A 14,217-nucleotide genomic window follows, 5' to 3' on the forward strand; every position below is an offset into this window, starting at 1 on the left:
CACCGGGCTGGTCCGGCAGGGCGGCTGGACCGGCGCGCTGGGGGTGGTGCTGTCGTTCCTGGCGGTCTGGCTGGTGCGGGTGCTGCGGGCGGTCCCGGTGCCGCTGGCGCTGATCGCGATGATCGGGCTGGCCGGCGCGGCGCTCGGCCGGGTCTACGCCGGCCCGCTGCTGACCTGGCTGGTGCTCGGGGCGGCGGTGGGCTCGGTGCTGGTCAGCGTGGCCGCCCGCCGGTTGCCCTCGTGGCTGGTCGCACCGGTGTCGGTGCTCGCGATGGCCGGCTGGACGGCCTGGTCGCTGCGGCTCACCGCGGCGCGGGCCGAGCTGCCCGGCGGCCTGACCGAGGTGGCCGCGGACGCCGCCGCGAACGGCATCCCCCGGCTGCTGACGGCGATGATCCCGGTGGAGCCGACCCCCGACACGGTGCTGGTGCCGCTGGTCGCCGCGTGGCTGGCCGGCCTCGCCGGGGCGGAGGTGGCGATGCGGGCGGGCCGGGTGCTGCTCGGCTACCTGCCGCCGGTGCTGCTCTACGCCGCCGCGCTCTACGTGGTCGGCCCGAACGCCGATCCCGCGATCGGACCGACGCTGGCCCTCGTGGCCGTGGCGGTGCTGGGCCTGGCGGTGCCGGCGGGCGGCCCCGCCCGCGCCGACCCGGCCGCCGGGCTGGACCCGGCGGTCCGCGCCGCCGTCCGGGCCCGGCTCGCCGCCGCCTCCGCCGCCGGTCTCGCGGTGGTGGTCGGGCTGGTCGCGCTGCTCGGTCCGCTGCTCGCCGGCCAGGTCGACGGACGGCCGGTGGACCCGCGGCGGTACGTCGAGCCGCCGCAGGTCGAGACGCTGGACGAGAACCCGCTCATCCGAATCTCCGGCTGGGCGCTGAACCCCGGGCAGCAGCTGCTCGACGTGCGCACGCAGCGCTCGGGCCCGCTGGATTCCGCGCCCGCCCCGGACGCCGGGCCGGGCGACGCCGGACGCCCGGTGCCGATCCGGCTGGCGGTGCTCAGCGACTACGACGGGGTGACCTGGCGGGTCGGCGCGACGTACCGCAACGCGGGGCGGATCCTGCCCGTGACGGCGCCGGCGGTCGACAGCACCGTGGAGACGGTACGGCAGGAGATCAGCGTCGCCGGGCTGAGCGGCCGGCTGCTGCCCGCCGTCGCCACCCCGCGCGAGGTCACCGGCGCCCGGGTGGCGTACGACCCCACGACCGGGACGCTGATCCGGCCGGAGGGCCTGACCCCGGGGCTGCGCTACAGCGTGACGTCGGCGCTGGAGACGCCGGACGCCAACCTGCTCGGCACGGCGGACGTGCCGGCCGGCGAGGAGGTGGCGCGGGTGCTCCGGGTCGCCGACGGGGTGCCCGATCCGCTGCGCCGCCTCGCCGCCCAGCTCGCCGAGTCCAACGGCGCCCCGTACGCGCGGGCCGCCGCCGTGGAGCAGTTCCTCGCCGAGCACTACCGCCTCGTCGCGGACGCGCCGAGCGGGCACGCGTACCCGAACCTGAACTTCTTCCTCTTCGGACCCCGCAACGCCGGCGGGCAGCGGGGCACCTCCGAGCAGTTCGCGGCGGCCTTCGCCGTGCTGGGCCGGCTGACCGGGCTGCCGACCCGGGTGGTGGTGGGCTTCCGCGCCGCCGGCGACGGCCCGGTCCGGGCCGGCGACGCGTACGCCTGGCCGGAGGTGCTCTTCGAGGGGCTGGGCTGGGTGCCGTTCGACCCGCTGCCCCGGCCCGACGAGGAGCCCCGACCGGTGGAGGAGGACTTCCGGCCCGCCCCGGAGGATCCGCCCCCGTCGGAGGTGCCGGAGCCCACGGTCGAGCCGACCGCCTCGCCGGAGCCGGTGGCCGCGCCGGGCGGGCCGGCCGACGCCGGACCGTCGACGGCGCTGCTGGTCGGCGGCGGGACGGGTGGAATGCTGCTGCTGGTCGTGGCCGCGCTGCTCACGCTGCTGCTGATGCGCCGGTCGCTCACCCGGGGGCGGCTGGAGCGGGGCGACCCCGGCCAGCGGATCGCCGGCGCCTGGCGGGAGGTCACCGACGCGCTGGGCCTGGCCGGTCACCCGGTCGGCGGGGACCTTTCCGCCTCCGAGGTCGCCGCCCACGCCCGCCGGGCCGTCGCCGACGCCCGCGACGCGACGTCCGGCCCCCCGCCCGATGCCCGCCTGCCACGCGCCACGGCGGAGGTCGGCAACCTCGACGCGCGTATGGACGAGCTGGCCGGGCTGCTCAACCAGACGGCGTTCGCCCCGGGCACGGCCACCGCGGAGCAGGCCGCCCGGGCCGTCACGACCGCCGGGGAGTACGTCGCCGCGCTGCGCGCCGCCCGACCCTGGTGGCGCCGCCTGCTCTGGTCCGTCCGCCCCGGCCCGCTGCGCTGGCGCCGATGAGCCTGCCCCCGACGCGGCGGGATCCGCCGCCATCGCTGCTTCCGGCTTCCGGCCCCGGGCGGCACGACACGCCGGAAGGCGAACGGCTTTCGTGCTGGCGCGCCGTGACACCATGCCTCTGTCGTCCGTCGCGGCTCGTCGATGTTTCTCACGTCACGACGGCTGGGCTGACAGAGGCAGCGACGGCTGATGTCGACGCCGTCAGCCGACACCCTGGAGGGACCAGATGGTTTCAGGTCGACCGAACGCCCGGCCGTGGTTGCCGTACACCGCGGCCGTCGTGGCCGGATTCGCGGTCATCGCGGCGGCCTACCTGATCGTCCGGCCGGCGGCGGACGCCGGGTGCACGCCGCTGGAGGTCAGCTCGTCGATCGAGAAGGACGTGCTGCTCGGCGAGCTGGCGGAACGCTACAACAAGAGCGACCGGCGGGTCGGCGGCCGGTGCGCCGTGGTGACCGTGCACGGCCTCGCCTCCGGCGCCTCGACGGACGCGCTGGCCGGCGACTGGGCGGCCAAGCAGCCCAACCTGCCACGGCCGCAGGTGTGGTTGCCGACGTCGAGCCTGTGGACCGGGCAGTTGAAGTTGCTGGACGAGGCCGCCGGACGCCCGGCGCAGACCCCCGGCCCGTACCCGTCGATCGCGAACAGCCCCCTGGTGATCGCCATGCCGCAGCCGAAGGGGAAGCTCCTGCAGCAACAGGGTCCACTCGGCTGGGGTGAGGTCCTGGGCTCGTCCGGGCGCACGGGCTGGGCCGCCTTCGGTCGCCCCGACTGGGGGCGGTTCAGCTTCGGCAAGGTCAACCCGAACCTGTCCACCTCCGGGCTGGCGGCCACGATCGCGTCGTACTACGCGGCCATCAACCGGGCCAGCGACCTCACCGAGAGCGACCTCGCGAACCCGGCGGTGACCCAGTTCGTCCGCCGCATCGAGGCCAACGTGTCCCACTACAGCGACGACATCGTGGACCTGTTGAAGGACCGCGCCGAGGCGGACCTGGCGGGCGCCGAGCCCCCGACGGACATGAGCGCGGTGGTGACCCAGGAGGAGCTGGTCTACCAGTACAACGAGGGGAAGCTGAGCCCGACCAGCGGCGAGAAGCCGAGGGTCCCGCTGGTCGCGCTGTATCCGAAGGAGGGCACGTTCAACCTCGACCACCCGTACGTGATCCTCCCCTCGGCCAGCCCGGAGCAACGTGACGCCGCCGCCGACTTCCTGGCGTTCCTCCAGGAGCCGCCGCAGCAGCAGAGCTTCAGCCGGCACGGGTTCCGCGACCACGAGCGGAACGCGTCCGGCCCGCTGATCGCCGCCGTCGGCGCGCGGGGAGCCGAGAACCTGACCTACTTCGACCCGCCGGACCCCGCCGTGGTCAAGGCGATCCTCACCGGCTGGGGCACGCTGCGCAAGAAGGCCAACATCCTCGTGGCCGTCGACACGTCCGGTTCGATGAACGCGAGGATCGGTGACCAGACCAGGTTTCAGGTGGCGACCAGGGCCGCCGCCAAGGGCTTCGGCCTCCTGAACTCCGAGGACAAGGTCGCGCTCTGGTCGTTCTCGTCGGAGACCTCACAGCGGCCGAGGTCGCCGTACAGCCAGGAGGTCCGGCTGTCGCCCTTCGACCAGAAGGCGCTCAGCAGGGAGATCAACAATCTCCACGTCGAGGGCGGCACCGCGCTGTACGCCACCGTACGGGCGGCACACCGGCACATGCTCGACCACTACGACCAGTCCCGGATCAACGCGGTGGTCGTACTGACGGACGGCAAGAACGAGTACCACAAGGACAACGACCTCGCCCGGCTGCTCAAGGACGTCGCGTTGGATCCGGACCGACCGATCAAGATCTTCTGCATCGCCTTCGACGAGCAGTCCGACTTCGGGACGCTGGACCGCATCGCCAAGGCGTCCGCGGGCAAGGCGTTCGACGCCCGCGACCCGGCGAAGATCGACGACGCGTTCGTCAAGCTGGTCAGCAGCTTCTAGCGCCGCGCAGCCGGACCCCGCACGCGGTGGGGCGGCGGACCGGATCCGCGCGGCCGGGTTTCAGGAACGGAGGCGGCGCACGAGCTTGCGCAGGCCGGACTGCCAGCCGTCCGGGTCCTCCGCCCTGCGGCGGGCGTAGGCGGCGACCTCGGGGTGCGGGAGGATGAGGAAGCGCTCCTCGGCGAGGCCGGCGACCACCGCGTCGGCGACCTGGTCCCCGGTGAGCACCGCGCCGGAGGCGGCCACGACCCGGGCGCCCAGGTGCCCGGCGGCCAGCCCTTCGGTGAGCATGGGCGTGTCCACCCCCTGCGGGCACAGCGCGCTGATCCGGACGCCCTGGTCGCGGTAGGTGACGGAGAGCCACTCGGCGAAGCCGACGGCGGCGTGCTTGGTCGTGGCGTACGGGGCGTCGCCGACCGAGGTCAGCACGCCCGCCGCCGAGCAGGTGTGCAGCAGGTAGCCGCCACCCCGGGCGAGCATCGCCGGCAGCACCGCGCGGGCCGCGTAGACGTGGGAGAGCACGTTGACCCGCCAGGCGCGGTCCCAGCCGGCGTCGTCGACCTCCATCCCGCCGCCGGAGGTGACGCCCGCGTTCGCGCAGAACAGGTCGATCCGCCCGTACCGTTGCTCGGTGTCGGCGACCAGCGCGCGGACCTGCTCCTCGTCGGTCACGTCCAGCCGGACGGCGTGGGCGAGCGACCCGAGGCCGTCGGCGACCGCGCGGGCCGCGTCGGCGTCGAGGTCGGCCACCACCACGGCGGCGGCGCCCTCGGTCGCGAAGCGGCGGGCCAGGGCGGAGCCGATGCCGCCGGCGCCACCGGTGATCACCACGACCCGGTCGGTGAGGTTCACCGCTGCTCACCCCCACCCAGTCGCCTGATCAGGTCGCCCAGCGCCGCCGCGCCACCGGCGGCGAGCTCGGGGGTCGGCAGCAGGGCCAGCACCGGCACGTCCACGCCGGCGTCGGCGTAGCGGCGGACCTGCTCGCGGCAGTGCTCCGGCGAGCCGTGCAGCACCAGCGCGTCGACCACCTCGTCGGGCACCGCCGCGCCCGCGCCGCGCCGGTCCCCGGCGGCCCAGGCCCGCCACATCGGCCCGAGCACCTCCTCCCGGCCCAGCCAGCGGTGGAACTCGGCGTACGCGGGGACGGTGAGGTAGCTGGTGATCAGCCGGCGGCCCAGCGCGCGGGCGTGCGTGGCGTCCCCGGTCGGGCAGACGAAGATCCGGGCGACCACCTCGAAGCCGGGTCGCCGCGCGCCCACCTCGGCGAGCGCCCGCGGCACGTCGGCGGCGGCGAGCCAGTTGAGGATCACGCCGTCGGCCTCGGCGCCGGCCAGCCGCAGCATCCCGGGGCGCAGCGCGGCGAGCAGCACCGGCGGCGGCACGGCCGGCTTCCGGTCGAGGGTGAAGCGGCGCACGGTGAAGGTGTCGTACTCCTCGTCGACGGTCGCCCCGGAGAGCGCGGCGCGGAGGAACCGCAGCACGTCGCGGGTGCGCCGGAACGGCTCGTCGAACGGCACGGCGTTCCAGTTGCGGACGACGACCGGCGAGGACGCGCCGATGCCGAGCGCGAACCGGCCGGGGGCCGCGTCGGCGAGCGCCGCCGCGCTCATCGCCAGCAGGCCCGGGCCCCGGGTGAAGACCGGCGTGATCGCGGTGCCCAGGCGCAGCCGGGGCTGCCAGGCGGCGGCGAGCGCCAGCGGCGTGAACGCGTCCGCCCCGTTGACCTCCGAGGACCAGACGTCGGTGAACCCGGCCCGGTCGAGGGCCGCGTAGAGCGCGGCGTGCTCGGCGAGCGGGATGCCGTCCAGCGGCACGGTCATGCCCCAACGCGTCGTCATCGGTCGATCGTGCCCGCTCGGCGCGCCGCAGAGCAAGATCCCGGCGGGGATCCCACACGCATCGAAGCTGAGGGATGTGTACGCAGCGGCGGGAGCTACTCTCCAAGCGTGACCTTCTCGCTCGTCGCCCGCTCGGCGGACGGCCGCCGGCACGGCGTCGTCGTGGCCAGCCGGTTCCTGGCCGCCGGCGCGCTGGTCCCGGCGGCCGAGGCCGAGGTCGGCGCGCTCGCCACCCAGGCCCACGTCAACCTCGCCTACCGCCCGCAGGGGCTGACGCTGCTGCGCACCGGGGTGGCCGCGGCCGACGTGGTGGCCGGGCTGGTCGCCGCCGACCCCGACCGGGACCATCGCCAGCTCGGCGTGGTCGCCGCCACCGGCGCCGGCGCGACCTGGACCGGCCCCGCCTGCCACCCCTGGGCCGGGGGCCAGGCCGGGGACGGCTGGGCGGCGCAGGGCAACATCCTGGCCGGCCCGCAGGTGATCGACGCGGTCCGGGACGCCTGGCTGGGCGGCGCGACGCTGCCGTTCCCCGACCGGCTGCTCGCCGCGTTGCGCGCCGGGGACCAGGCCGGCGGCGACCGGCGCGGCCGGCAGAGCGCCGGGCTGCTGGTGGTCGAGCGCGGCGGCGGGTACGACGGCACCGGCGACGTCCTGGTCGACCTGCGGGTCGACGACCACCCCGATCCGGTGACCGAGCTGGGCCGGCTACTCGCGGTGCACACGCTGCTCTTCAGCCGGCCCGACCCGGCCACCCTGCTCGACCTGACGGGCGCGGTCGCCGCCGAGGTCGGCGCGCTGCTGGCCGCGCTCGGGCACCCGGTCGACCCGGCGCGACCGGAGGAGGCGCTCTTCTCCTGGGCCGGCCTGGAGAACCTGGAGGAGCGCCTGGTGCCCGGCCGCATCGACCCGGTCGTGCTGGAGCACCTGCGCAGGGCCGCCCCGCACGTGCCCGCCCCGCGCGCGGAGACCGACCCGCTGGGCGCCGACGCCTGACCCGCTCGGCGCCGCGCCGGGCACGGCCGGCGCGAACCCACCTTCGCGGGCCAGGCTCGCAGGCCCTGCCGGGATCAGCCGCCGAAGGAGAGCCAGCGGAAGCCGGCGGCGTCGACGACGGCCCGCTCGCGGTCGGTGAGGCCGGCCCGGCCGGTCGCCTTGCGGATCAGCGTGAGCCGGTCCCAGCCCAGCCCGGCCGGGACCGCCCGCCCGCCGGTGAGCAGGTCGGCGACGACCTCCGCCGCGCCGGGCGTCAGCCACGGTCGCCGCTCCAGCGCCGCCGCCAGGTCCAGGCCGTGCACGCCGACCTCCACCACGCGGGTACGCAGGAACTCGCCGAGCGCCATCGCGTCACCGTGCCGGGTGCGTACCACCCGGCCCGGCGGCGCCGCGTCGACGGCGTCGAGGGCGGCCCGCCAGGCCCGGTCGAAGTCGGCCACGAGGGCCGCACCGTCGAGTTCCCGGGCCTCCCGCCGGCCGGCGTCGACGCGGGCGGCGTCCACCGGCGCGGTGAACTTGGCGGCGCCGTAGTAGGCGGCGGCGTCGACCCGCGCGCGGGGCGGGGCCGGCGCGGCGAGCATGTCGACCAGCCGGCCGGCGCCGGTGCGCACGTGGGCCAGCAGTTCGCGTACGGTCCACGGCCGGCAGTCGGTCGGCCGGTCGAGATCCGCCCCGCCGAGGCCGCGCAGCACCTCGCCGAGCCGCTCGCACTCGTCGCGGAACGCCGCCCGTACGCCTTCCACGGTCCTCCCCCGTCCCGCACCTTCCGCCATCGACCCTCTCACACCGGGGTTCGCCCGTTTCGGCGTGGTCCCGGCGGGTACGCGCCGCCGGGCCGACGAGAGGAGCGCCAGGGATGGCCGGAATCATGCTGCGCAGCACCGCGTTCAACGACCACGACATGCTGCCGAGCCGCTTCTCGAAGGAGGGCGGCAACGTGTCGCCGCCGCTGGAGTGGGCGCAGGTGCCGGAGTCCGCGGCCGAGCTGGTCCTCTTCGTCGAGGACCCGGACGCGGGGCGGACGCCGTTCCTGCACTGGCTGGTCACCGGCATCTCGCCGAGCGCCGCCGGGGCGCCGGAGGGCGGCGTGCCGCTGGGCGGTCGCGAGTGGCCCAACGACTTCGGCACGACCGGGTGGGGTGGCCCGCACCCGCCGCAGGGCGACGATCCCCACCGGTACTTCTTCCGGCTCTACGCGCTGGACCGGCCGTTGGAGCTGCCCGAGACGCCGCGGGCGGACCAGGTGCACCGCCTGCTCGTCGAGCGGGACCTCGCGAGCGGGACGATGGTGGGCACCTATTCCCGTTGAGCGGGTCAGCCCTTGACCCGGGGCACCAGCCGGTGCACGGCCGCGAGCACCAGCGCCATCACCACGCCCATCGTGCCGGCGATCCCGGCGGCGCTGCCGGCGTAGCCGACGAGGAGCGGCCGGCGGGCCAGCTCGCCGGGCGGGGTGCCGCGCAGGTCGACCAGCCAGGCGAGGGCGAGGCCGCAGGCCACCACCGCCAGGACGCCGCCGACGCCGAGCACCGTCGCGGCGACCCTATGGGCGTCGGCCGACTCCACCTGCGCCTGCTCCCGTTGGGTGATCAGCAGCACCAGCCCGGCCAGCGCCGCCCAGACCCCGACCACCAGGAACGCGGCCACCGCGTCGCTGGGCCGGTGCCAGCCGGCGGAGAGGGTGGCCACCCCGGCGATGGCGGCGTAGCCGGCGCCGAGGAACGCGCCGAAGACCCGTACCGTGCGCGGCAGGACGAGCACCAGGGCCACCGCGACCGACGCGGCGACCGTGGCGTGCCCGCTGGGCAGGCTGTTGCCGGCGTAGATCCGCTCGGGGTCGATGCCGAAGTCGGGCCGGGCCAGGCCGTACTTGAGCAGCTGGGTGGTGGCGTTGGCGCCGGCGATCAGCAGGGTCGCCGTGACGGCCAGGGCGATCCGGCCCCGGATCAGGGCGATGAAGCCGATCACCGCGGTCGCCGCCAGCAGCGAGACGACCGACATGGCGTTGAGGATCCGGTCCACCGGACCGTCGATGCGGTCCTGCCCGATCCGGTTGCCGGTCAGGGCGACGGTGTCGATCCACTGGCCGATCTCGACGTGCACGGCGACCCGCCACACCGCGATGAAGGCCGCCGCCTGGACGATCGCCAGGACGACCAACCAGACCGCGGTCCAACCCCTCGGCGTCGCTCGCACCCGCACACCGTAGCGGCAGGCGCGGCCCGGTCGGCGGGTGGCCTGGCGTTCGGGGACGGCTAGGTTGGTGGCGGACGTGAGGAGGGTGCGGTGACGCGTACACCGGAGCGTGCGGCGGCCCCGACGGACCGGCCGGAGACGCTCGCGGACCTGCTCGGCGGGCGCCGGGGCGCGGTCGACGCCAGCCTGCCGCCGGTGGCGTTCGCGATCGGTTGGCTGCTCGGTGGGCACTCGCTGTGGGGCGGTGTGGGCGCGGCGGTGGTGGCCGGCGCAGCGTTGGCCGGCTGGCGGCTGCGCCGGGGCGACCGGCCGCGTTCGGTGCTGGTCGGGCTGCTGGCCGTCTGCGTGGCCGCGCTGGTCGCGTTGCGCACCGGTCGCGCCGAGGACTTCTTCCTCGTGCAGCTGCTGTCCAACGCGGCGAGCACCCTCGCCTGGGTGGTCAGCATCGTGGTGCGCTGGCCGCTGCTCGGGGTGGTGGTGGGCGCCGCGCTCGGCCAGCGGACCCGGTGGCGGCGGGATCCGGCGCTGCTGCGCGCGTACGGCCGGGGCAGCTGGGTCTGGGCGGCGTCCTACGTGCTGCGGGTGGCGGTGTTCCTGCCGCTGTGGCTCGGCGGCCAGGTGGTCGCGCTGACGGTGGCCCGGGTCGCGCTGTCCTGGCCGTTGGTGGCGGCGGTGCTCGCGGTGAGCTGGGTGGTGGTGCGCCGGTCGCTGCCGGCGGATCATCCGGGGCTGCGTCACCCGGTCGTCCCGGCCCCGGCAGCGGCGGAGCCGGCGGGAAAGTAAGGGAGAGGCCGCCACGGGGGGAGCGGCCTCTCCGGTGACGTACGTTACTCCGTCCCGGCCCCGCGCGTGATCCCGTGGTGGCCGGTTTTTCGGGCGTTTTCGCGCCGGGTGCACATCCGGGTGTGGTGGGGTGGGCCGGCTGCCCCGCTGCGTCGGCCGGTTGACCGGCCCACCCCGGCCTGACCGTGGGAGTCAGGCCGTCCGCCGACCGGGCGCCTGCGTTCCCCCAGGCCCGGTCGCCCCCCGGGTGGGCGGGCCGCGCCGCCCACCCGGAGGAGTCGGTTCAGCCGTTGGGGAACAGCTTGCCGTAGTCGGCGTACGCCATGGCGACGTCCGCCTGGGCCCAGAAGCGGTGGTACTTGAACTCCGGCTCGGGGCCGCCGTCCAGGTACGCCTGGACCTTCGGCCAGGCCGGGTCGTTCTTGTAGAAGGAGCGGATGTCGACGAAGCTCTTGCCAGCGGCGATGGCGTCGCCGTTGGGCATCGTGCCCGTCCAGCCCGGCGGCACGTAGAGGCCCTGACCGGTGCTGGCGTCGTAGACGTCGTCGAAGCGGCGGTAGTCGCCGCGCTTCTCCACCGTGGAGACGCCCTGGGCGTCGCTGGCCGCGTGCAGCGCGTCCAGCAGCCCCTTGGCGGTGTTCTTCGCCGCCACGTTGCCCGACTTCGCCGCGTACGCGATGAGGGTGCGGGCGTAGGCGGCGGCGATGCCGACGTCCTGGCCCTTCACCGTGACCTCGACGTGCAGGTTGGTGTTGGGCTGCGGGTTGGCCGGGTTCCAGGTGGTCGGCTGGCCGGTCCACTTCATGTCCGACGGGATCGACCAGTTGGTGCCCAGCGTGGTGTTGGCGATGGCCCACGGCACCCACTTGTCCAGCAGGGCCTTGGCCTTGGCGTTGCCGGTCTCCAGGTACAGCTCGGCGATGCGCTGCATCGACCAGGCCTGCATGCCGAACCACTGGTTCGACGGCGGGTCGTTGTAGACCGGGTCGACGTCGTAGTACATGCCGTAGAAGGTCGACGTGCCGGCCGGGGGCTGGCCGTAGTTGCCGCCCCAGCTGTTGGTCGCGCCGCCGGCGATGCCGCCCTCGGCGGACTGGAGCCAGGTGTAGAACTCCAGCTGCCGCTCCAGGCTCTTGGTCCAGTCGGTGACCGCGGTCGGCGACTTCGGCTTGAGCTCGCTGACGTTGGTCAGCGCCCAGGCCGCGAACGGGTTCTGGTAGCCGAAGTGGTTGTGGCTGGAGCCGATCCGCCACGACCAGTTCTGGTTCGGCTCGTACGCGCCGCCCCAGGCGTAGTACCAGGACATCAGGTAGTGCGCCGAGTCCTTGCCGGTGCCGGCGGGGCAGGCGGCGGCCCCGACGCAGTTGCCGATCTTCTTGAAGTACTTGTCGAACATGGCGTAGCGCAGGTAGTCACCCATCTTCGCGGCCTTGGCCACGGTGGCCGCCACGTCGGCCTCCTTGCCCTGCTCCTTGGCCCAGGTCAGGGCCCAGTACGCGGCCTGCACGGCGCGGGCGTCGGCGTCGGGGGCGTTGGTGTACTTCCACTGCTTCGCCGGCGCGTTCGCCTCCTTGATGAACAGGTCGAGGTAGCCCTTGGAGCCGCCGTGGGCGAAGGTGTCGCAGGACGGCTGCGGCACGGTCTCCCACACCGACTCCTGGGTGCCCCGCTGAAAGGTGTTGATGTACGCCGGCCGGGTGGTGCCGTCGCCGCAGCGGCCGAAGCCGTACGTGTTGTCCACGTCGAGCAGCCAGTGCATGCCGTAGATGTCGCCGGTGCCGTAGGTGCTCTGCAGCTCCGAGCGCAGCGGGTCCTGGCCGACCGGCACGGACGGCTCCAGCTGCGACGGGTACTGGCTGGGCAGGTCGTGCTCGGCGGCGTACTGCGGGGTGCCGGCCGCGCCCGCCGTGGGCTGGTCGGCGTGCGACGGGATGATGTACTTCTCCATCACCGTCCAGGCGTTGTTGAACGGCGCCCAGTTCTGGGTCACCCGCCCGTACTGGGCCTCCAGCCAGAGCCAGAAGCTGAACGCCTCGGAGGTCGTCTCGTGGCCGTGGTCGGGCGCCTCGACGATCAGCGTCTCGATGGAGTGGTACGGCACGCCCTCGGGGCTGAAGTAGCCCGAGTTCTTGATCTTGCCGTACTGGTCCAGGAACCGCTTGACGTAGGTGTCGTCCCCGCCGCCGTTGTCGTTGTCGATCTCGGTGGCGGTGATCGCCAGCGGCGCGTAGCCGGTGGCCGAGGCGGTCAGGGTGGCGGTGCCGCCGAGAGTGTCGGCGTCCTCCGCCGCCGCGACGGTCACGTTCACCCCGGTGTTCCAGTTGCTCGGGGTCAGCGTCGCCGAGGTCGGCGAGACGGTGATGTCGGTGTCGCCGGTGCGGGCGAGGGAGACCGGCACGTTGGCCGCCGGCGCGGCGCTGAGCTTGAGGTTGACCGTGGAGCTGCCGCCCTCGGCCACGCTCACCGCCGACGGGGTGGCGACCAGCACCGGCCCGGACGCCGCCGTGACGGTGAAGGACTTCTCCGCGGTGGCGGTCAGGTTCGCGTTGTCGTACGCCTTGGCCTGCACGGTGTACGCGCCGGCGGGCAGGTCCTCCAGCGTGTAGCCGTACGGGGCGGTGGTGTCGGTGTTGACCAGCAGGCCGTTGCGGTAGAACTCGACCTTGCTGATCGTCCCGTCCGGGTCGCTGGCGGTGGCGCTCAGCGGCACGTCGGCGGGGGCCTCGAACGGGCCGGCCGGCACGCTCAGCCCGACCGTCGGCGGCTGCTGCGGGGTGCCGCCGCAGGTCACGCCGTTGACCGAGAAGGACGTCGGCTTCGCGTTGGTGCCGCTGTGCGTGCCGTTGAAGCCGATGCTGGTCGAGGCGCCCGTGCCGAGGCCGCCGTTCCAGGACTCGTTGGTGGCCGTGACCTGGTTGCCGGTCTGGCTCCACTTGGCCGACCAGCCCTGGGTGACCTTCTGGTCGCCGGGGAAGGCGAACTTCAACGTCCAGCCGTTGATCGGGTCGCCGAGGTTCTTGATGGTGACGTTGGCGGTGAAGCCGTTGCTCCAGTCGCTGGTCGCGTAGACCACGTCGCAGGCGGGGGCGGCCTGTGCGGCGCCGGCCGGCAGGGTCACCCCGCCGACGACGAGCGCGGCGGCGGCGACCATCGCCAGGCGGCGACGTCTTGCCAGATTTCTCATGTGCGCGGTGTCTCCTCGGACCTGGCCGGGGACGAAGGGCCCCGGCGGGGGGCCCTCCCGCGAACGGGGTCCCGGGCGCCCGGGATGGTGGTCGCCCCGGCCCGAGGCCGGGGTGCGGCGGGCGGCGCCCCTGCGGGGGCGGCGACTCCACCGGCTGCGTCGGATGCCGTACCGGAGACACCGGCTGCCCTCGGCGACCCACGCTGGCGCGATCTGGCTCCGCGTCGCGGTGGCGACAGTGTGCCATGCATGGAAGCGCTCCCACAATGGGCGACCACGGACCGGAGCAGCAACATGTTTCGATCTCGTTTTGGGGCTTTCACAAAGCCGTGACGGGGGTTACAGTCGCAACATCGGTCGATGGGAGCGCTTCCATCGACGGAGTTCCAACTAGAAGATCACCCGGGGTCCGTGGACGCGGAGCCCGGGGAGTCAGCCCGAGGGCTGACGGCGGGCCAGCCCGGACACCGCCGTCAGCCATCCCGCCAACATGGAGGGAGGTGGATCCTCTAGCCACTCGCGTGGCCCGGCTCCCGCGCGACACGCACGACAGGACGCCAATTCCGCCCGTGCGTGTACAGCAACGGTGGGGACGGGGGTTGCCCTCCCCCGTCCCCACACTAAACCCCCTTCCACGATGGGAAAAGAGGCCGACGGGACTGGCCGTGTCGCCGTTCCGACCGGCCTCGTCCGCTGTCCGCCCGTACCGCCCGGTCGACGCCCCCGCGCCCCGGCGCCCCGGCGTCCCGCGGCCCGGCCACCCGAGCGCCGGCACGCCATCCGCCCCCGCTCCCGCACCGCCGCCACGGGCACACGACACACCCCTGCGCCATCCCCGGTCGCGTCCGCGCGGCCGGGG

Annotated in this window: 10 protein-coding genes; 5 read left to right on the forward strand and 5 right to left on the reverse strand. The window is 74.7% G+C overall.

Features of this window, described 5'->3' with window-relative positions; all coding sequences use genetic code 11:
* Window positions 1-43 precede the first annotated feature (43 nt).
* Complete coding sequence (locus ACSNN9_RS24345; RefSeq protein WP_436675561.1) at window positions 44-2,380, forward strand: transglutaminaseTgpA domain-containing protein; 2,337 nt, start codon at window positions 44-46, stop codon at window positions 2,378-2,380.
* Between the two features lie 226 nt (window positions 2,381-2,606).
* On the forward strand, window positions 2,607-4,361 hold the full coding sequence (locus tag ACSNN9_RS24350; protein ID WP_436675554.1) for a substrate-binding and vWA domain-containing protein: 1,755 nt from the start codon (window positions 2,607-2,609) through the stop codon (window positions 4,359-4,361).
* A gap of 60 nt (window positions 4,362-4,421) precedes the next feature.
* On the opposite strand, the gene ACSNN9_RS24355 is transcribed toward ACSNN9_RS24350, so the two are convergent.
* Together ACSNN9_RS24355 and ACSNN9_RS24360 are read right to left on the reverse strand one after the other, a co-directional pair.
* Entirely contained in the window at window positions 4,422-5,213 is a 792-nt protein-coding gene (locus tag ACSNN9_RS24355) for an SDR family oxidoreductase (protein WP_436675555.1), read from the reverse strand.
* Window positions 5,210-6,184, reverse strand: coding sequence for an LLM class F420-dependent oxidoreductase (locus tag ACSNN9_RS24360; RefSeq protein ID WP_436675562.1), 975 nt, complete (start codon window positions 6,182-6,184; stop codon window positions 5,210-5,212). The genes ACSNN9_RS24355 and ACSNN9_RS24360 overlap by 4 nt, the downstream gene beginning before the upstream one ends.
* A gap of 126 nt (window positions 6,185-6,310) precedes the next feature.
* Between ACSNN9_RS24360 and ACSNN9_RS24365 the strand changes: the two genes are divergently transcribed.
* The gene (locus tag ACSNN9_RS24365) at window positions 6,311-7,195 is read left to right on the forward strand and encodes a DUF1028 domain-containing protein (RefSeq protein ID WP_436675556.1); all 885 of its coding nucleotides are present in this window, start codon (window positions 6,311-6,313) and stop codon (window positions 7,193-7,195) included.
* 74 nt (window positions 7,196-7,269) lie between these two features.
* Here ACSNN9_RS24365 and ACSNN9_RS24370 read toward each other — a convergent pair whose 3' ends face one another.
* Complete coding sequence (locus ACSNN9_RS24370; RefSeq protein ID WP_436675557.1) at window positions 7,270-7,968, reverse strand: maleylpyruvate isomerase N-terminal domain-containing protein; 699 nt, start codon at window positions 7,966-7,968, stop codon at window positions 7,270-7,272.
* Window positions 7,969-8,051: 83 nt separating this feature from the next.
* Between ACSNN9_RS24370 and ACSNN9_RS24375 the strand changes: the two genes are divergently transcribed.
* Window positions 8,052-8,504 carry a YbhB/YbcL family Raf kinase inhibitor-like protein gene (locus ACSNN9_RS24375; protein WP_436675558.1) on the forward strand — a complete coding sequence of 151 codons (453 nt, stop codon included), beginning with the start codon at window positions 8,052-8,054 and terminating at the stop codon, window positions 8,502-8,504.
* 5 nt (window positions 8,505-8,509) lie between these two features.
* On the opposite strand, the gene ACSNN9_RS24380 is transcribed toward ACSNN9_RS24375, so the two are convergent.
* A complete protein-coding gene (locus tag ACSNN9_RS24380; RefSeq protein WP_436675559.1) occupies window positions 8,510-9,397 on the reverse strand; it encodes a phosphatase PAP2 family protein in 888 nt (295 codons plus the stop codon).
* 84 nt (window positions 9,398-9,481) lie between these two features.
* Here ACSNN9_RS24380 and ACSNN9_RS24385 point away from each other — a divergent pair, with 84 nt between their 5' ends.
* Window positions 9,482-10,174 (forward strand): DUF3159 domain-containing protein, encoded by a 693-nt coding sequence (locus ACSNN9_RS24385; protein WP_436675560.1) that lies wholly within the window; start codon window positions 9,482-9,484, stop codon window positions 10,172-10,174.
* Window positions 10,175-10,457: 283 nt separating this feature from the next.
* Here the strand turns inward: ACSNN9_RS24385 and ACSNN9_RS24390 are convergent, their stop codons facing one another.
* Window positions 10,458-13,349: a glycoside hydrolase family 48 protein gene (locus ACSNN9_RS24390; RefSeq protein WP_436675563.1), complete on the reverse strand. Its 2,892-nt coding sequence runs from the start codon at window positions 13,347-13,349 to the stop codon at window positions 10,458-10,460.
* Window positions 13,350-14,217 lie beyond the last annotated feature (868 nt).

Source organism: Micromonospora sp. URMC 107 (assembly GCF_051386315.1).
Classification (GTDB): domain Bacteria; phylum Actinomycetota; class Actinomycetes; order Mycobacteriales; family Micromonosporaceae; genus Micromonospora.